This window comes from Aquimarina algiphila, from assembly GCF_947494415.1.
Lineage (GTDB): Bacteria > Bacteroidota > Bacteroidia > Flavobacteriales > Flavobacteriaceae > Aquimarina > Aquimarina algiphila.
The window spans coordinates 134,024-154,169 of the sequence record NZ_CANLVC010000003.1; the positions used below are offsets into that span (position 1 = coordinate 134,024).

A 20,146-nucleotide genomic window follows, 5' to 3' on the forward strand; every position below is an offset into this window, starting at 1 on the left:
CCTCTCAAGTTATGACGTACTTGAGAGGTTTCTTTTATATGAACAATTACTATCTACTTTTTCAAAAACTTAATATTTTGAACTGTTGATACTCCATAAAACTTTAAGAAATACAAACCTGTTTCATATGAACTCATATCTAGGTTTATACTTAAATCTTTTATAGAAATTGGCTGATCAACAATGGTTTTTCCTTGTATATCAAAAATTCTCATTTGATAATAATCATGTGTGTGTGATAACTTTATTTGCATCGTATTTAATACTGGATTTGGAAATACTAATATTTCACTTTCTAAATTATCACCCCCAAAATTTGTTAATCGAGACGTATTGCAATTACCGACAGTAAAGTTATGCTTGGCAGTTGCGGTATTATTCTCTCCTCCTGTCGGCAAGCTATACGTGTAGTAGAAATAAATCTGTTCTCCTTGATTAGCATTGATTTGAAAAGGAACATTAGGAGTAACTATGTACCCAGGGTATGGCCCAGTTTCTGAAGTACTATAATATAAAATACATACGGTAGATCCCATTCCTGTTATTTCGGGAACAAAAGTAAGCGTTGGGTTTACAGTTTCTACTGAAACTTCATAAGCATAATCGCCATTATCTGCACTACCTGAACAACCAGTTCCTCCTCCTGTTGTGTCTGAAGAAGCTTTAAATTCAGTATAGTTTATATTTAACCCTGCAGCATCAAATACAATTCGCAGTTCGTGTATTCCTGCACTAATTAAAATGTTATTTATCGTTATTGTTTCATAATTCTGCCATCCGTTTGTATTAGGTACAGATATAACTTCCGTAATGGAAACCCCATCTAGTTCTAGATGAAATTTACCATTGCCATTGGGGGAGGCAATACGGAAGTTAACATCATAAATATCTGAAGAAGCTGAAGCATCAATAGTATATGCTAACCACTCTCCTGATTCGACCCATCCAACATTATACATTCCTGTTGTATCTCCAGTATTCTCTATATCTACATCTTCCTGTCTATAGGCTCCGCCAGTATTTCCTGTACTCGTATCATAATATCCCACACCTGCTCCGCCTTCTTTATAATCTTCTGCTTCTATAACACCGGGTATTGTTACATAAGATCCTGTGTTTTCATTTACACTAATAGATGTAGAACCAGAAACAGAACCACTAGTAGCAATAATGGTATGTATTCCCGTAGTTGATCCTGTATATATACCATTACTATCTATTGATCCTCCTGTAGTAGTCCAAGTAAAACTGGTCTCATAAGTATCTCCATTTTGATCAAATCCCTGCGCATCAAATTGTTCCATTTGTCCCTGGTTTATTATTGCGTTCTGGGGATTAACAACTATAGAAGTCAAAATTGGTGTTTGAGAAGCTATTTCTTTTGTCAATGATCTTAAATTATCTATATAAAAAACGTCTCCACGACTAGTATTAGGTCCAAACAAAAACACAACAGTATCTATCTGTGCATCTGTAACGATTAGATCTGGAGTGCTGGTTAATACGAACTCTAAACTATGCCAGCTATTTTGTTCTTTTACAGCAGCCTGATATACACTATGTCTACCAGCTGGATAGTTTGAAGGATTTGACAAAGAGCTGGCTTCTAATTGCCAACTAATAATAGTTCCAACAGGGGCACTTGTATATACATCCATGGCAAACCTCTTTTCTTCAGAAACATATGCGCTTGCATCATTAATAAAATTCGTATCAAAAAATAATACATCATACAATTCAGAAGAATCTCTCTCATAACGACCTGCTTGAGAAGATCCATTAATTGTATTAGCTTCTGGATTCCCTATATTAGCTGTATAAGCACCTGTAGTGGTTGAATTAAGGGCTAGGTTGTCACTACCATTATAATCCTGAATCATTTCAGAGAATTTATAGGAAGGTGGTAATTTGGTTATACCATATCTAAAGTTATCGAAGTAATATGTCTCACTTGTATTCGAACCTGGATCAAAAAGTATCGAGATTTCGTTAATAGAAAAATTAGACGTTCCTGCATCTGGGGCTGAAGAATAACTAAATGCTATTGTATGCCATGTATTTTGTTCTTTAACAACTCCACTAAATTGACTATTTCTCCCTGCAGGAAAATCATTTTCAGAATTTGCCTGGTTTTCTAAGCTTAGAGAAATTTCAGTTCCGGCAGGAGCAGCTGTATACACATCCATAAAGAAAATATGTTCTCCTCTTACAAAAGGACCACTATTCTCAATCGCTGCTGTATTAAAACTTACCACGTCATAGGTTTCTGTCGAACCTCTAACATATTTTGCTGCATTTGTACTATTATTAATGCTATTGCTTCCCGGGTTTGTTACATTTTCTGTATACACTCCATTTTGAAAAAAATTCGTCAATTGATTTATTCCATCATAATTTGCTATAATAACTTCTTCTAACAACACCGCATCAGGTGCATCCATTTTTCTTATGTTATCAATATAAACGGTATGTCCTGTATAGCTATCGGGATCTATTAATAGCACAAGTTGATCTACTTCTAATGCTCCAACACTAGTATCTGGTCTATCAACCAATTCAAATTCTAGCGTTTCCCATTGATTTTTAGTAGTTGTCTTTGCTCTATATCTACTATGTCTCCCAGAGGGCCAATCTCCAGCAGAAAGCGTCCCGTTTTCTATTTGTAACATAAACTCTGTTCCGATTGGGGCATCACTATACACATCCATCCAAATAGTTTTTTCTTTGGAAGTATATTCTAAAGCATTCCCTATATCTGAAGTAGTCATATATACCCCATCATACTGAGCTCCTGTAGCTCTCACATATTTACCCACTGTTGAAGAATTATTTACTGAATTTGGTTCTGGGTTGGCTACTGATTGGGTTAGTATTCCATCTGTTTTTGAGGTATATGTTAATTTTCGATTTCCCTCGAAATCATCATACACAAATTCTAAAATTTGTTCTGGATTTACAGAGACACTCATTTTATATTCGTTCTCTCCACAATTCGGAACATTTACATTGACTTTGACATCTCCTCCTGTAGTTCCCCAGTTCACCAAAATAGAGTTAGTACCCTGTCCTGAAATAATTGAAGCTCCGTTAGGCACTAACCAATTATATGATGCTCCGTTTATTGCTGTTATACTATATGTTTTGTTTATTTCACCTTCATAAACTCTATTGTCTCCTGTAAGTTGAGTATTAAAAGCTCCAGAATATACACGTACATAATCGACTTCCATCTGTGTAGGGTAATCTGCTGGAGTGGGTGGAATATTACCTGTAAAAGGTGTTCCTACTCCTCCTACTGCTACATTTAGAATAATATACCAATCTCCATCTGCAAAAGGCCATGGATCTACTGTATTCGCAGGAGTAACCGTATGATATAACTGATCATCTACATACCATCTTATCTCATTAGGTTCCCACTCTACTGCGTATTCATGAAATCCTGCAGAAAGATCTAAGCCTGCATTATATTCTCTACCATTATATTGCCATCCTCCATTAGAGTAGTGTACTGTTCCTCCTATGGTCGTAGGATTTTTATGTTCGGCTTCCATAATATCAATCTCGCCAGTAAATGGCCAATTACTTTGCTCGGGAAGCATCCAAAATGCAGGCCATATTCCACCTGCAGAAGGTAACTTAATGCTTGCTTCATACCTTCCATATTTAGAATTAAACTTACCTGAAGTAATTAGTTTTGAAGAAGTATATTGTTTTCCTCCAAAGGCTTCATTTTTTGTAGTAATTACCAAATTACCATTCTGAACAGTTGTATTTTCAGGTCTATACCATTGTTCTTCTGCATTTCCCCAACCACAAAGAGTAGGACATCCATCTCCATTATCAAAACTCCATTTACTAAGATCTACAGAATTACCAGAGAACTCATCACTAAATATAAGCTCTGAGCATTGCGTATATGTTTTACTCGTGAAAAAGATCAGAGTAATTAAGGTTATCATTGTTTTAAAAAAAGTGTTTCTTTTCATAATTGGATTTGTTTGTGTGTATTATTAAGTTTAATTCGTTTAAATTTTGACATGAAAACCTCTTTCTCATATAGAAAAGATATGTTCATATTTAAGCCTATGATATCATCAATCATAGATATCATAAATGAATTGCATCCCTAATTTTCCCAATTAATTGTATTGAAACCTTTTTTGTTTATCCCCTCAAAAAAGTTGCCCCGTATTTACACTTGTAAAAAGCATATGTCCTTGATGTAACTTAAGCCATATATGACGTTTCATATATTTTTATTAAATCACGATGTAGAGTTATTTTATATTTATTCTCACTTTAGTGTTATTTCCAGATTTTGATATAATCAATCTCAAATTGTTTTGGAAATATTGTATCGTCTACTTCTGGTCCTCCAAAATTTCCACCAATCGCAAGGTTTACTAGTAAATAAAAAGGTTTATTAAAAGGCCATGTTTTGTCATTTTTTATTTCTGGCGAAAATGTATAAACCAGTTTACTATCGATATAAAATTGAATTTCATCTTCTGTCCAAATCGATTTATAAACATGAAAACCTTCTTCTATAGTCTTATGTATTGTTTTTTTAGAATTAATAGTATTACCAAAACTTTCTTTTGTGTGTAATGAGGTATAAATTGTATGAGGTTCTTTACCCACATATTCCATAATATCTATTTCACCACAATTGGGCCATCCTTTTTCATCTATATCAGATCCTAACATCCATATTGCTGGCCATAGACCATGCCCCGTTGGTAATTTGGCCCTTACCTCAATAGTTCCGTATTGAAATTCTATCTTATCTTTGGTAGTTATCCTTCCCGATTGGTATATTTCTTTATCTTTTGTTGCTGTAATAATTAGATTACCATCATTAAGTTTTATATTTTCTTGTGTATAAATTTGTCTTTCATTATTTCCCCAACCACAAAGGTTTGGACATCCATCTCCTAATTCATAATTCCAATAGGATTCATCCAATTGTTCCCCATCAAAATTTTCCTCCCAAATAATCGTATCAGAATTTCCACAGGAAATAAAAATTAAGAACAATATATACATGAGTTTTTTCATAAATTCTATCGTATTTCAAAATTAGTTTTAATGGTCTTATCAGAACTTCCTCCAACAAACACTTCGAATTCACCAGGTTCTACAACCCACTGATTGCTATTGTCATAAAATCCTAAATTTGTATTATCCAAAACAAAATTTACTGTTTTGGTTTCTCCGGGTTGTAGAGAAGTTATTTTAAAATCTTTTAATTCTTTTACAGGTCTGGTTATACTGGCAAAAAGATCTCTTATGTACAATTGTATTACTTCTTTACCCTCAATATCTCCTGAATTTGTTATGTCTACAGAAACTTCGATTTTTGGGGCTCCATGTGACGGGTTTACTTCATTTATTTTTAGATTTTCATATTTGAAAGTAGTATAACTTAGTCCATGACCAAAAGCATATAATGGTGTATTCTTCTGATCTGAGTAGTGTGACCAAAATACAATATCCGGATCTGGTTCAGTTGGTCTTCCTGTATTCTTATGATTATAATATATTGGGATTTGTCCAACATTTCTAGGAAAAGACATTGGTAATTTTCCACTTGGATTATAATCCCCATATAAAACTTGGGCGATTGCATTACCGCTTTGTGTTCCTAAATGCCAAGCTTCTACAATAGCAGGGATATGTTTATCTGCCCAAGTAATTGTTAATGGACGACCATTATTTAATACTAAAACGATATTCTTATTTACTTTAAAAACTTCTTCTAAAAGTTCTTGTTGAACACCTGGTAAACCTAACTCTGACCTACTTCTTCCTTCTCCGCTCTGAAATCCAATTTCACCTAAAACCATGACTACAACATCTGCTTGCTGTGCTACTTTTAGCGCTTCCCCAAACTCGCTTTTATCTGTAGTATTTATTTTTGTCTCGGTCACAAATGTTGTTTTTCCCATAGAAACATCAGCTCCTTTGGCATATACCACTGTATTCCCTTTATACTGATGCATTCCTTCTATTACAGATACTGCTGTATTATCATCTGCCGCAATTCTCCAACTTCCTAAAGGGCTATTTTTATCGCTGGCTAATGCTCCAATCAAAGCTATTTTTTGTCCTTCCTTTTTTAGAGGAAGTAATTGTTTATCATTCTTTAGAAGAACAATAGATTTCTTAGCCACATCCAAAACTGCTTCTTGGTTAGATATACTACCAATAACCTTTTTTTCTCTATCTTCATTACAGTATCTGTAAGGATCTTCAAATAACCCTAATTCATATTTTACTCTTAGAATTCTTCTAGCTGCATCACTTATCAACTCCTCTTTAACTTTACCTTCTTTTACCAGATTTGCTAAATGTTCTACATACAGATAAGATTCCATATCCATATCCGATCCCGCATTAGCTGCTATTTCTGCGGCATTTTTTCCATCTTTTGCATATCCATGTGCTATCATCTCTGTAATCGATCCCCAATCAGAAACTATAAATCCATTAAATTTCCAATCGTTTTTTAAGATATCCCGTTGTAGCATTTTATTTCCTGTTGCAGGAACTCCATTAAGCTCATTAAAGGAATTCATAAATGTTCGTACTCCTGCCTCTTTTGCTGCTCTAAATGGTGGAAAAATAATATTATTCAATGTAGATGTTCCCACATCTACAGTATTATAATCTCTTCCTGATTCTGAGAATCCATATCCTGCAAAGTGTTTTGCGCAAGCAATGATTGTATGTTCTGCAGAAAGGTCTTCTCCTTGAAAGCCTCTTATTCTTGCCTCTGCAATTTTAGAACCCAAAAAAGGATCTTCTCCTGCTCCTTCCATTACACGCCCCCATCTTGCATCTCTAGAGATATCAACCATTGGTGCGAATGTCCAATTTATTCCTGCTGCAGAAGCTTCTTTTGCAGCTATTTCTGCTGATTTCCTAATCGCATCCATATCCCAACTTGCTGATTCTGCAAGTGGAATAGGACTCATTGTTTTATATCCATGAATTACGTCAAAACCAATAATCAAAGGAATTCCTAACCTTGATTCTTCCACGGCAATTTTCTGAACGGCTTTAACATCTTTAACTCCTCTTACATTAAGCATAGAACCGACCCAGCCTTTACGAAGATGTTCATATTTTTTTGCAGCAACTCCTTCTTCTGGTCTTGGTCCAGTGAGATCCCAAAAACCATTATATTGATTCATCTGCCCTATTTTTTCTTCTAAAGTCATGATAGAAAGTAGAGAATCTACTTTACTTTCAATAGTACTATCGATGACATCAGAATGAACATTAGAAGCTAAGATATCTGAACCTACTGTCGTTTGCTTGCAGCTGGTTAGAAACATAAAGGATACAATTCCTATAAAAAAAATAATATGGTCATTTTTCATTTCTGAAGCTAAAATTTTGATCTGATAACAAATTTTATGGGAAGGCTATCTGTGGTAAATAGCCTCCCAATCTTAAAACAATTAAAAAACAAAGTGTACATCAATACATTATTGATATACTCTTACATAATCTATTTCCATAGTTGATGAAGTAAATGCAGGATCTATAGTCCCTCCAAAATTTCCTCCCATGGCAACATTTAGAATTAAAAAGAAATCCTTATTAAAAGGTAATCCGCTATTATTTGTAAACGTGTGAAAAAGTTGATCATCGACGTAAAACTTAATTTCTGTCGAAGACCATTCTACGCTATACTTGTGAAAAACACTGGAAACATCACTAATTATCGTATTTTGAGTTATTGCATTTCCTCCTGAATTCCCGGGAAAATGCAGTGATGAAAATACTGTGTTTTGCTGATTCCCAACATGTTCCATAATATCGATCTCACCAGCTGCGGGCCATATATTAGTTTCGAAATCTGCACCTAACATCCATATTGCAGGCCATGTCCCTCCCCCAGAAGGCAATTTTGCACTTACTTCTACTTTACCATAGGTAAACTCAAATAAATCCTGAGATTTAATCCTCGCAGAAGTAAATGCTCCACCTCCTTCTGCTTTGGCAGTAATTTTAAGTAATCCTCCTTCTACAATGACATTACCGGGGTCATTAGTATATGATTGTGATTCATTATTTCCCCAACCATTATCTCCTGTGCCCAAATCATAAGACCAATTTGTAGCACTCGGGGCTCCATCTGTATTGAATTCATCTGACCAAACCAGAGTATCAAAAGGCGGTTCTGTAACATCTCCAGATGTTTCTGGAACAAAAGTATGGTACCATGCTAATTGACCTCCACCAAAATCTGCTGGTACATCCTGGATTCCACGAACTGTTAATTTATCTGAAGAAAGTTCTATGATCTCGTATTCCTCTACTCCTGACCAATAGGACAATGTACTATTTTCTACAGTCATTACTCTTTTACCCTCATCATTTTCAAAAATCACAAAACTTGAGTTAGTGGCAATCTGATCAGTAATATCCCTGCACTCATCAACAAACTCTGCAGGAGTAGCACTAGGAAAAAACCCAGTGACTTCTGTCCAGTTAATAAACGTTTCATTATTATTCCCTGTGATTAATTCGAACCCATACATATCATTTGCATCATAACTAAATACCAATACGTCATCATACAAACAAGGGTTTAATGCGTTTGGTGATGCACTAAAAAATTCGGGGAAATCATTTGTTGTTGGTCCCACTCCAAAATGTCCGCCGACACCGCTATCCCAAATCCATCGTTTACTGCCATCACCGCCAATCATCTCTAGTGTTTCCTGATCTATAAACAGCCTTACATCCAAATCCAATTCTATCGTTTGTGAGGAAGAAGTTCCACCTGTACCAAAAGCAACCACTGTAATTAAAACAGTATATTGCCCGGATTGTGTAAATCTAAATGTTTGAGATTCGCCCGGCGTTGCTACTATTGGGTCACTATTTTGAGTAAAGAAAATATGGAAATTTAGTGCATTATCAGCTTGAGGAGTAATTGTAACATTACCGGTTTGCCCATCTTCTATTACGGCTTCAATTTGCAAATTAGAAGGAGAAACAATTGCTGTTAATACTGCATCATCATCCTGACAACCCATACATATCAAAAGGGCAATAACTGAGAATATATTTTTAAACTTATTCATACAATACAATTGTTAATTAATCTATCTGTTTTAAATCATCTATATAAAAGACTCCTGAAGTCGTACCTGGTCCATCTACAAAAATTACCATTGTAGCATATTGACCAGTTGGCACAAAAGGTTCTCCTACTCCTTGGCTTCCGTCAATAAAACTTTTTGTAGCATCAGTAGCAAAATTGAAACTTAGTTCTTCCCAGCCTGTTCCTCCGTGATTAGCAGTTACTTCATTTTGGCGTTCTCCACTAACTCCTCCCTCAAATTTTAGTAGGATCGGAACTGCAACATTTGCCCAAAATTTTATAGTAATCGTCTTATTGGTTCCACCAAAATCCACCGGAGTCTCTAAATTAAAGGCTCCTCCTTCAAAATTTACTCCAGCATTGGTGATTGCCCCTACTTTTGAAGCTTGGTTATTAACTCCAGAGAGGTCAGGGTTATCCAATACTTCATAACTGGCTCCATTAAAAGTTCCAAAATCATAAGTTACCAAACTACTATCAAATGTAATTGGAAGTTCTAGCAATGTTTGTTCACCTCCCGGTTGTTCTATATCATCTATATAAAAAGTCCCTGAAGTCGTACCTGGCCCATCTACAAAAATTACCATTGTAGCATATTGACCAGTTGGCACAAAAGGCTCTCCTACTCCTTGGCTTCCGTCAATAAAACTTTTTGTAGCATCTGTGGCAAAATCAAAACTTAATTCTTCCCAGCCTGTTCCTCCATGGTTAGCTACAACTTCATTTTGACGCTCTCCACTAACTCCTCCTTCAAATTTTAATAAAATCGGAACAGTAACATTTGACCAAAACTTCATAGTAATTGTCTTATTGGTCCCGCTAAAATCTACTGGAGTTCCTAAATTAAAAGATCCTCCCTCAAAATTCACTCCTGCATTAGTGATTGCTCCTACTTTTGATGCTTGGCTATTAACTCCTGAGGGTTCTGGATTATCCAATACTTCGAAACTAGCTCCATTAAAGGTTACAAATTGATAATTAACAGTAGGGCTATCAAATGTAATTGGAAGTACAATAGGATCGTTAGCTATTGGCACTGTAACTACTTGTGTTGACTCAATCGTAGCTATTCCTCCTCCTCTAGCAATTACTCTCACAGTGTAATCTCCAGGAGATTGATAAGTATGTTCTACAGTCTCTCCTGGCATTATTATAGTTGGGGTTTCATCGACCACATCACCAAAATACACATCAAATAAAGTAGCAAAATCTGCGCTAGCTCCAACAGTTATTATAGCTGGGTTTATAACACTTTGATCTATAGTTACAAGAAGATTTTCTGGTGCTCTAAAAGAAACTGTTACTTCCTGTAAAAACTCACTAATAAGACCTGTTGTCCCTACTCCAACAACTTTCACAGTATATGTCCCCTCAGAATATATATGCTCAGCAGTACCTCCTGGAAGTATTATAGTTGGCTCTTCATTTTCGACATCTCCAAAATAAATCTGAAATGACGATACCGAGACCCCACTTGGAGTGATGGTCACAAGACCTGTATCATCTTGTGTTACATTAAAATTCGCAGTTACTTCAGTTGGTGGTGCGATTTCCTGAAAAACGATAGGGTCTTCATCCTCATTACATCCACTAAATATAAATGTTGCTACAATTACAAACACTAATGATTTTATAATTTTCATTGTCTTATTTTTTTGTTTAATACCCTGGATTTTGATTCCATCTATTTCCTGCCAATTGAATTTCTATCAATGGTATCGGAAAAACTTCATGTTTTCCTGTAGTAAACCCTTCTATTTCCTGTGCTGCACGACCTGTCCTTACTAAGTCAAAGAAATGATGTCCTTCTCCTACTAATTCTACTCTTCTCTCATTGTAAATTGCATCAGTTAATGTAGCACCTGTAGCAGTAATATCTGCTAACTGAGCTCTTGTTCTTAATCTATTAAGATATATCTGTGCCTGTATATCATCAGGTGTTGATTTTCGATTATGAGCTTCTGCTGCCATTAATAATACATCGGCAAATCGAATTGCTCTGTAGTTATTAGGATTGGTAAGATTAGCATCACCAGTATTTAGATCTCCTTGGCGCGCAATATATTTTCTATTATAATACCCTGTGTGTTCAAAACCTGTAGAAAAAGTGGCTCCTGTAGTTGCTGCCCAGGCATCGATATCTAAAATAGCAACATCTCTACGAATATCTCCAGCTTCAAAAGCATTAAAAACTTCTTCAGTTGGCACATTAAAACTAAAACCAGAGTCAAATACCGTTCCTGAATAGTTTCGTATCCCATTAAAACCTACAGCTACATTCCCTTCGCTACATTGCAGACAATCAAATCCTGCCCCTTCTTCGTCTGTATATTGCACTTCGAAAACAGATTCTATATTGTTTTCTCCTTCTTGTTCGAAAATAGAATTATAATCTACTACTAAATCATATGGTCCTGCTATTACTTGATCTAAAATTACTGCTGCTTCTGTAAATTTATCTTGAAACAAATATACTTTCCCTAATAATGCACGAGCAGCTCCCTGAGTTATACGACCAGCTTCTGCCTGAGTAACAGGTAAGTTATCTGCAGCAAATAAAAGATCTTCCTCTATCAATGCGTATACTTCTGCTTTTGATGTTCTATCTATATCAAATTGTTCTCCGAATTGAATTCTCTTATCTATTGCTAAAGGAACGTCTCCAAACCATTTTACCAGTTCAAAATAATAATATGCTCTTAGAAAACGAGTCTGGGCAATTACTCCTTCTTTTCCAGAAAAATCAGTTTTATCCTGAAATTCCATAATATAATTTGTTCTGTTAACACCTGCATACATCCAACTCCAGATATCTCTTAACTGTTGATTGACTGGTGTGTGTATCATATCATCAATTTCTTGTATTCCTGGAGAATCTGTTGCACTTTCACCGCCCGCTAATGTGTTATCTGATGCAATCTCTCCTAGCATTACATTTAGATAAGTAGATTGTAATAAATCATATGCTGCTATTAAAGCATCTTGATATTCTTCTTCTGTATTGAAAAAATCTTCTGAGTTTGGGTCTTCAGAATCTACATCAACAAAATCATCACTGCATGAAATCATCAGTCCTAGTACTACAAAAAAGAGTATTGATTTTATATTTTTTTTCATGTTTTAAAATTTAAGATTTACACCTAACAAATATGTTCTTGGTACGGGATAGAACCCTTGATCTATTCCTCCTCCAATAGGCTCTCCTGATGAAGCTGAAGGGTCAAAACCTTTATATTCTGTAAAAGTATACAGGTTATTTATTGATGTATAGATCCTTAATTTATCCACTCCTATTGCATCCATAACTTCATCAGTAAATGTGTATCCGAATTGTATATTTTGGATTCTGAGATATGAACCATCTTCTACATAAAAACTTGAAAATAAAGTATTAGAGTTAGCACCTGTATTCACTCTAGGAAAAGTATTGGTAGTTCCTTCTCCTGTCCATCGATCCAGAAAACCATTCCTTCTATTTGTTAATGGTTGATCACGTTCATAATTTCGAACAATATCATTACCCAAAGAAGCAAATGCATAAGAAGAGAAATCAAAATTCTTATAGTTAAATCCTATATTTATTCCCATTGTTACGTCTGGTATAGGGTCTCCTATATCTGTTCTATCATCAGAATTAATTTGTCCATCTTCATTAACATCTACATACCTTAAATCTCCTGGAGCAGCATTTGGTTGTGTTGCATGAGCATCTACCTCGGCTTGATTTTGAAAAATACCATTGGTCTGTAATCCATAGAAATATCCAATAGGTTTTCCAACCTCCATTCTTGCCGGGAAATCCTGGCCCACCCCAAAAGATCCTCCTGGAATAAATCCATTTTGACTATCAACAAAAATTACTTCGTTTTGTAGTGTGGTAAAATTATAGCTGATATCAAATCTAAAATTATCAGATAGTTTATCATTATAGCTAATTCTAAATTCAAAACCCTGATTTTCTACTATACCTGCATTGATTACCGGAGGTTCTGATCCCGGAGCAGATGCTCCCAGAATACCTGATACCGGAGATACTACCAATAAATCTTCTGTACGTTTTTTAAAATAGTCGAAAGTAATGTCTATTTTATTTTTCCAAAACCGCGTATCGAGGCCAAAATCTAATGTCTTTTGTTTTTCCCATTTAATTTCTGGGTTAGAAAGTGCTCCTATAGCTTCTCCAAAAACTAATTCATCATTAATCACATATGTTCCTTCCCCATCAAGAGTAGAAATAAATCTAAAGTCTGCTATCCTATCATTACCGATTATACCATAACTAGCTCTTAATTTCAGGAAATCTAACCAAGTATTATTCTCTAAAAAAGATTCATCAGAGATTACCCATCCCAATGAAGCCGACGGGAAATATCCAAATTTATTCTCTGGACCAAATTTAGTAGAACCATCTCGTCTGATTACAGCTGACAATAGATATTTGCCTTTAAAGTCATATTGTAGTCTAGAAAAATATGATAATAATCTAGCATCAAATGTATCCCCTCCATTTACAAAATTATCTACAACATCAGATGCTTGTGAAATATTGGCATTAAAAAAAGAATTATCCGGTATGTCAAAACCTGTCAAACTTGTAAAATTTCCTGTGGTCTTAAACACAGACATTCCTAAAAGTATTTTCATATTATGATCTTCTAAAAATGTCTTGTCGTATGTTATAAAATTATCCCAGGTAAAATCTCTGAAAATATCTTCATCTTCTGTAACACTGCTTCGATCAACGTTAAATACTTTACCCGAGCCATAGAAAACTTCTGGAGAAAATCTTTTTTCTGATACTTCAGAATAGTTAAATTGAAATCTTGACTCTGCTTTAAAATTTTTCAAAAAATTATAGCTTAACCCTATCACACCACTAATTTTGTTTACTCGGGTTGTATTAAAGTTATTTGCTATTTGAGCTACAGGATTAATAACTTCATTCCCTAACCCTTCTGCTAATGTAAAATCTCCATTTCCATCTCTAACCGTTAAATTAGGTGCCATATTTAATGCATTAAATAATACAGAACCTAATGCATTTTCTGACAATGCTTTTCTATTGGTTTTTGTATAGATTGCGGAAGTAGATAATTTAAAATTTTTAAGAAATTCTAAATTATAATTTATCCTTCCTGTAAAACGATTAAAATTGGCCTCGTTTCTGCCAACAATTCCATCTTGTGTTAAATAAGATGTTCCTGCAGAATATGTAGAATTTTCTCCACCTCCTGAGGCATTAAAATTAACATTAGAAATTACTGCTGTTCTAAAAATCTCATCCTGCCAATCTGTTCCTTCACCTAAGTTTGATAAATTCGAAAATGGCGGTGTATTTCCTCCTGCAGCAAATGCTTCATTAACAATAGCTCCATATTCTGTTGCATTAAGTACTGGTATTTTTCTTGTAGTTTCCTGAAAACCAGTATAAGAATCAAATTCAAATTTTAATTCTTGATTTTTTCTTCCGGTTTTTGTTGTAATTAGAATTACTCCATTTGCTGCCCTAACACCATAAATACCAGCTGTAGCATCTTTTAAGACATTAATACTTTCTATATCATTAGGATTGATAACACTCAAATCTTCGATTACATTTCCATCCACTAAGATTAGTGGTCTACTATCTCCATTGGTACTTATTCCACGAATAGCAATTGTAGAATTACTTCCTGGTGCACCAGATTCTGATGTTATATTTACTCCCGCTACTTGACCTTGTAGTGCTTGCTCTACTCTAACTATATTAAGTTCTTCAATTGTTTCTGATCCTATAATAGAAACCGCTCCTGTAATTTCTTTTTTAGTTTGTGTTCCATAACCGATAACGACAACCTGTTCTAATGATTGGCTATCTTCTTCCATTACAATATTAATGACAGCCTCTTGTTTGACAGTTATCTCCTGTACCGAGAATCCTACATAAGAAAATACAATAACACTACCTACTGCAACATTGCTTAAAGAGTAATCTCCATTAAAATCTGTTACTGCTCCATTTGTTGTATTTTTTACAATGACATTAACCCCTGGTAATTCCAATCCATTAGGATCTTTTACTTTTCCCCTAATTTGAATTTCTTGTGCGTGAGTAACCGAAGTTAAAAACACAGCAATTAAGAAATATGCAATTTTCATAAATGTTTTTGTTTGATTTACTCAAATCTAAAGACAAACATTAAGAAAACGTTAATTCGCAACCACAACAAAAAACATACAGAAATCAATAAAGTTTAAAGAATTATGACAAATTTTAAAGAAAACCCTTGTAATAACAGGATATATTAACGATTTAATCTCTAGCAAATCGTTTAAAAAAAACTTAATTTTAATGTAACGCAAACGTTAGAGTATAGGTAATGTTGTGGTGATTTTAAGGAATGTTGTAGTGTTAAATCTCAAGGATGTAATTGACCAAACTCTCTTCATGTTGTAAATGAAGCTTTTTTCTAAGTCTATATCTCTTTATCTCTACACTTCTTACAGAAATATTTAATAATGGTGCTATTTCTTTAGAGGATAAATTAAGTCTTAGATAGGTACAAAATCTTAAATCGTGCGGAGTTAAATCTTTATGTTTAGCTTTGAGTTTCTTTAAAAAATCTTTATCCACATTATTGAAAGCCTCTTCAAAATGCTTCCAATCATCTTTATTATTTAAATTCCGATCTATAATCCTTTCTACATTTTTAAGCCCTCCACTTCCTGTTTCTGATTTCTGGAGTTCTTTTTTAATCGTATTTAAGATTTCATTCTTTTTGATAATACTCATAGTAGATGAAGCAAGTTCGCGGTTCTTACTTTCTATATCCTGAATAAGTTTTTCGTTATTCAACTTCATTATTTCTCCTTCACTCTCTAATTCTTTAAGCTCAAGTTGCTTTTTATTTTCTTCGACTAATTTCTGTTTCTGTTTGGTATAATAATGTTTGTATGCCCTATGCATTAATAACAACATAATTATTAAAAGCAAAGAGTAAATTACAATCGCCGATGTTGAAAAATACCAGGGTCTATCGATAATGAACTTATACTCCGCTACATTTACAGTTAATTTATTACCTGTTTTAGCTCTAACCATGAAAGTATAACTGCCAAATGGTAAATTCTCAAAAATAACACTCGAATTAGTGGTCCAATTATTCCAATCTTCGTAAAATCCGTCTAACTTATATTGGAATTTGGAAATTAAATATTTGTCATACTCTGGAATAGCATAAGCAAAAGAAATTGTATTTAGATTAGATTTAAAAACAGGTTGTTCTAATAAGGATACATCACTAAATTCTTCTCCTTTGTATTTTACAGACACTTTATCTAATAAAATACGATGCTCTTTAAAATTGATTTTAGACAAATCTAAAATCATATACCCATTGGTTGTTCCTAACAAATATTTATCATTGTTGATATGTGTTATATTTTCAAATCCATACATTTCTTTTCGTAAAGATCTTGGAATTGGTATTTCGGTAATTCTTAAATCATCTGAAAACTGACTCTGAGAAATGTAACCAATATTATCTTGAGAAAAACTCCATAAACCCTGTGCATTATCTTTTATAAGTTTACCCGTATTGTCATTTTCACTACCTGAAATCTGGCTTACAATATTTTCTTTCTCAAATGTTTTTATATGTTTATCAAATGTAAAAACGCCTTGCTCATGTGCATATAGAATATCTCCTTTATATTTAATCACATTGGAATTTTTTCCTCTTTCTATTAAAGTATCTTTATTAATATTTAATATTTTGGAGAATTGCTCATCCATTTTTACTCTAAAAAGGCCTTTATATTCATGATTTATCCAAACCTCTTTATCATGTATTTCTACAAATCTGGCTGAATAGTCAAAGCCCTTTATCTTATGCTTAAAACTCCAACTATTATTTTTCTTCTCTAATAAACTGAGACCATTATACATACCTTGTAATAACCAATCCTGATGTCCAGAGATTGTTTTAAAATTCCAGGCTCCTGCCATCGAGGAAATTAATGTAGACGTATTATTATTTATAAGATAAGTTCCTGAGTCATGACCACAAAAAAGAGCATTGTCATATACAAAAAGACACCAAACTTGTCCATTTGTACCTTCAACAAATTTAAATTGTTCATCTGCACCTAATTTTTTATAGAACAATCCCTGATTGGTTCCCAAATAGAGAAAATCTTCAAAAACTACAGAGGTGTATACAGTACCAATCTCTCCTTTATCATCATTAAACCGACGTATTGGAGATTTTATATTTACGCAATTAATGCCATTATCAAGTCCTAACCATATGTTTTCATCACTATCTTCAAACAATGATAAAACAGTGTTATTACTTAATCCTTTAGTTTGATTTATCTGATGTATTACTTCTCCTGTTGAAGAGAGATAAATAATACCTTTAGATATTGTTCCTAAAACAAAACTTTTATCTTTTAAACGTGTACCGCTATATACTTTTGAATTTTTTAATACCTCATCTGCTGGGATATTCCATTTAGATATACTACCATAAGAATATTTATAAAAACCATTAGTACTCGTAAGTATTAGAATTCCGTCTGGAGTATCTGAAATATTAACTACTTTATCATTTCCAGAGATAGAAAAATCTGTTATAAGCTTCGGTTTTCCTTTCTCTATTTTAAAAATCCCTTGAGTCGTATCTTGATAATAAATTACTCCATTAACATTAAATAGATTAAGGATACCGACTTCTGATTCTATAATACTGATCTCCTCATTATCAGAATTATATAAATAAATCCTATTGAGTGATTGAAACAATACCCAATTTTCTTGATTTACTATATTCCAAAATTGTTCATCTTCGATCAAACGTTCTTTAATAGCATCGCTTAAGGAGGTATATTCTAATCCGCCAAAGTTATTTTTTTTCCAATACCCAAAATTCATATAAAAACCTGTATATATGCGATCATTGATCACATTTACAGACCTCATAACAGTTTCATTAGGGGTTGGGTACAAAGTCCAGCTCGAACCATTAAACTCTAACAAACCATTGTTATTACCTACATAAATGTATTTATTATCAGACTGAGAGACAGACCAATTCTGAGTTCCTCCACCATAAGTTTCTGGTAAATATTTTTCTATCGGCGGTAATTCTTGTGCAGATATTAGCGCTGAAAATAAAACTAAAAAGAATAAAAATATATTTTTCTGGTATTCCAAGTTACCTAAAATAGATATAAGTAGATATTACGATTAAGCATACAATCACACCTACTATCTTAGTATATCTCCAGGGAGTAATATCTACCTCCTTAGTATACTCTTGTTTATATGCCTCTTCTCTCGGATACAATTTACCAATTATTAACATTATAATCACATTTAGAATAAAAAGAATAGCCATTACATGAAGGAAGTGTGGAAAATCATCTTTCATTATTGTACTATTCAATATGATAAAAGTTATATAGAGTAGTGCTCCTAATACTATAGCAACGTTAGCTGCTATTGCGGGAACTTTTTTAGTTAAATACCCTACAACAATTATGGAAAGAATAGGAATACTATAACAACCATTTACTTGTTGTAAGTATTCGAAGATACTTCCTGCTTGAGCTAAAAAAGGTGCTACGAACATTGCTAAAACAGCTAGTAGAATTCCGAAGCTTTTTCCTGCTTTTACTATTTGTTTTTCATTAGCTTCTTTATTAAAATATTCTTTATAGATATCTATACCAAATAATGTTACAGAACTATTTAATGCACTATTAAACGAACTTAATATAGCTCCAAACAATACTGCAGCAAAGAAACCTACAAGTGAAAGGGGAAGTACTTTGCTTACTAATTTTGGATAAGCTTCATCTGCTGTAGCTAATTCTCCTTCAAAAAGATGAAAAGCAATAATCCCAGGTAACACAACAATAATTGGTCCTAATATCTTAATGAAAGAGCCCAATAATAAACCTTTTTGTCCCTCTTTAAGATTTTTAGCTCCTAATGCTCTCTGAATAATTGCTTGATTAGTTCCCCAATAAAATAATTGAACAAGCATCATTCCTGTAAATATAGTAGCAAAAGGAACAGAAGCATCCTTATTACCTATAACTTTAAATTTATCTGGATTTGTTGTTATCAAAGTACTAATCCCATCAAATACACTCCCTTCTCCTATCTCAATTAACCCAAAAACAGGAATCATAATACCCCCAACAAGTAGTCCAACCGCATTAATTGTATCAGAGACTGCAACTGCCTTTAATCCTCCAAAGATTGCATAAATCGCACCTATAATACCTATTCCAAATACACAAATCCAAATAGAAGCAGTTTTTGAAACTCCTAATACCGTTGGTACATCAAACATAGTTGTTATCGCAAGTGATCCCGTATATAGCACTACTGGCAAAAATACCACAACATATCCTGTTAAAAATAACCCTGATGTTAGCGCCTTTGTTGTTGTGTTATATCGTTGCTCAAGAAATTGCGGAACAGTGGTAATTCCTCCTTTTAGATATTTTGGCAATAGGAATACCGCTGTTATTACCATTGCGATAGCCGCCAGGGTTTCCCACGCCATTACAAGAATACCTTCTGTAAATGCTTGCCCGTTAAGTCCTACTATTTGTTCTGTCGATAGATTGGTGAGTAGTAATGATCCTGCAATTACTGTTGCAGTAAGGCTACGACCTCCCAGGAAATACCCATCTGATGATGTTTCATCAGTTTTTCTGGTAGCTATGTATGATACAATTGCAACTAACAGTGTAAATCCTACAAACGAAATAATACCCATATCTAAATTTTAGCGATTAGTTAATCGATAAAACTATTGGATATTACTTAAAAACTATTATGAATTAAATCAAAAAACTAGTTTGTATAGTTTTTGTATAGGTATTTCGTTTTATTGATCATCTCTATACGATCCTATTCCACATAAATCTAGAAATAATCTAATCACAAAACACACTATCATTGAATTTTGTATAGGCAACTATAATCTTTGAATTAGAAAAACTAAACAAATTCTAATAGCAAAC

Annotated in this window: 9 protein-coding genes; all 9 read right to left on the bottom strand. The window is 33.7% G+C overall.

Going from position 1 to position 20,146, the window contains the following annotated elements:
• Nucleotides 1-53 precede the first annotated feature (53 nt).
• The 9 genes from PQF96_RS06500 to PQF96_RS06540 all read right to left on the bottom strand — a co-directional run bounded on the left by PQF96_RS06500 (nt 54) and on the right by PQF96_RS06540 (nt 19,899).
• Complete coding sequence (locus PQF96_RS06500) at nt 54-3,989, bottom strand: family 16 glycosylhydrolase (RefSeq protein ID WP_271765480.1); 3,936 nt, start codon at nt 3,987-3,989, stop codon at nt 54-56.
• A gap of 319 nt (nt 3,990-4,308) precedes the next feature.
• The gene (locus tag PQF96_RS06505; protein ID WP_109434715.1) at nt 4,309-5,061 is read right to left on the bottom strand and encodes a glycoside hydrolase family 16 protein; all 753 of its coding nucleotides are present in this window, start codon (nt 5,059-5,061) and stop codon (nt 4,309-4,311) included.
• Between the two features lie 5 nt (nt 5,062-5,066).
• The gene (gene bglX, locus PQF96_RS06510) at nt 5,067-7,388 is read right to left on the bottom strand and encodes a beta-glucosidase BglX (RefSeq protein WP_271765481.1); all 2,322 of its coding nucleotides are present in this window, start codon (nt 7,386-7,388) and stop codon (nt 5,067-5,069) included.
• Between the two features lie 108 nt (nt 7,389-7,496).
• Complete coding sequence (locus tag PQF96_RS06515; RefSeq protein WP_271765482.1) at nt 7,497-9,104, bottom strand: glycoside hydrolase family 16 protein; 1,608 nt, start codon at nt 9,102-9,104, stop codon at nt 7,497-7,499.
• 16 nt (nt 9,105-9,120) lie between these two features.
• Complete coding sequence (locus PQF96_RS06520; protein WP_271765483.1) at nt 9,121-10,767, bottom strand: PKD domain-containing protein; 1,647 nt, start codon at nt 10,765-10,767, stop codon at nt 9,121-9,123.
• Nucleotides 10,768-10,783: 16 nt separating this feature from the next.
• Nucleotides 10,784-12,241, bottom strand: coding sequence for a RagB/SusD family nutrient uptake outer membrane protein (locus PQF96_RS06525; RefSeq protein WP_271765484.1), 1,458 nt, complete (start codon nt 12,239-12,241; stop codon nt 10,784-10,786).
• Nucleotides 12,242-12,244: 3 nt separating this feature from the next.
• A complete protein-coding gene (locus PQF96_RS06530) occupies nt 12,245-15,262 on the bottom strand; it encodes a SusC/RagA family TonB-linked outer membrane protein (RefSeq protein ID WP_271765485.1) in 3,018 nt (1,005 codons plus the stop codon).
• Between the two features lie 253 nt (nt 15,263-15,515).
• Nucleotides 15,516-18,320, bottom strand: a complete 2,805-nt coding sequence (locus tag PQF96_RS06535; RefSeq protein ID WP_271765486.1) for a helix-turn-helix and ligand-binding sensor domain-containing protein — start codon at nt 18,318-18,320, stop codon at nt 15,516-15,518.
• Nucleotide 18,321: 1 nt separating this feature from the next.
• Nucleotides 18,322-19,899 carry a solute:sodium symporter family transporter gene (locus tag PQF96_RS06540; protein WP_271765487.1) on the bottom strand — a complete coding sequence of 526 codons (1,578 nt, stop codon included), beginning with the start codon at nt 19,897-19,899 and terminating at the stop codon, nt 18,322-18,324.
• Nucleotides 19,900-20,146: the final 247 nt, after the last annotated feature.

What these genes read in the sequence shown, in the direction of transcription:
- PQF96_RS06500 (WP_271765480.1), bottom strand. Translation starts at nt 3,989, where the DNA reads ATGAAAAGAAACACTTTTTTTAAAACAATGATAACCTTAATTACTCTG.
- PQF96_RS06505 (WP_109434715.1), bottom strand. Translation starts at nt 5,061, where the DNA reads ATGAAAAAACTCATGTATATATTGTTCTTAATTTTTATTTCCTGTGGA.
- bglX (WP_271765481.1), bottom strand. Translation starts at nt 7,388, where the DNA reads ATGAAAAATGACCATATTATTTTTTTTATAGGAATTGTATCCTTTATG.
- PQF96_RS06515 (WP_271765482.1), bottom strand. Translation starts at nt 9,104, where the DNA reads ATGAATAAGTTTAAAAATATATTCTCAGTTATTGCCCTTTTGATATGT.
- PQF96_RS06520 (WP_271765483.1), bottom strand. Translation starts at nt 10,767, where the DNA reads ATGAAAATTATAAAATCATTAGTGTTTGTAATTGTAGCAACATTTATA.
- PQF96_RS06525 (WP_271765484.1), bottom strand. Translation starts at nt 12,241, where the DNA reads ATGAAAAAAAATATAAAATCAATACTCTTTTTTGTAGTACTAGGACTG.
- PQF96_RS06530 (WP_271765485.1), bottom strand. Translation starts at nt 15,262, where the DNA reads ATGAAAATTGCATATTTCTTAATTGCTGTGTTTTTAACTTCGGTTACT.
- PQF96_RS06540 (WP_271765487.1), bottom strand. Translation starts at nt 19,899, where the DNA reads ATGGGTATTATTTCGTTTGTAGGATTTACACTGTTAGTTGCAATTGTA.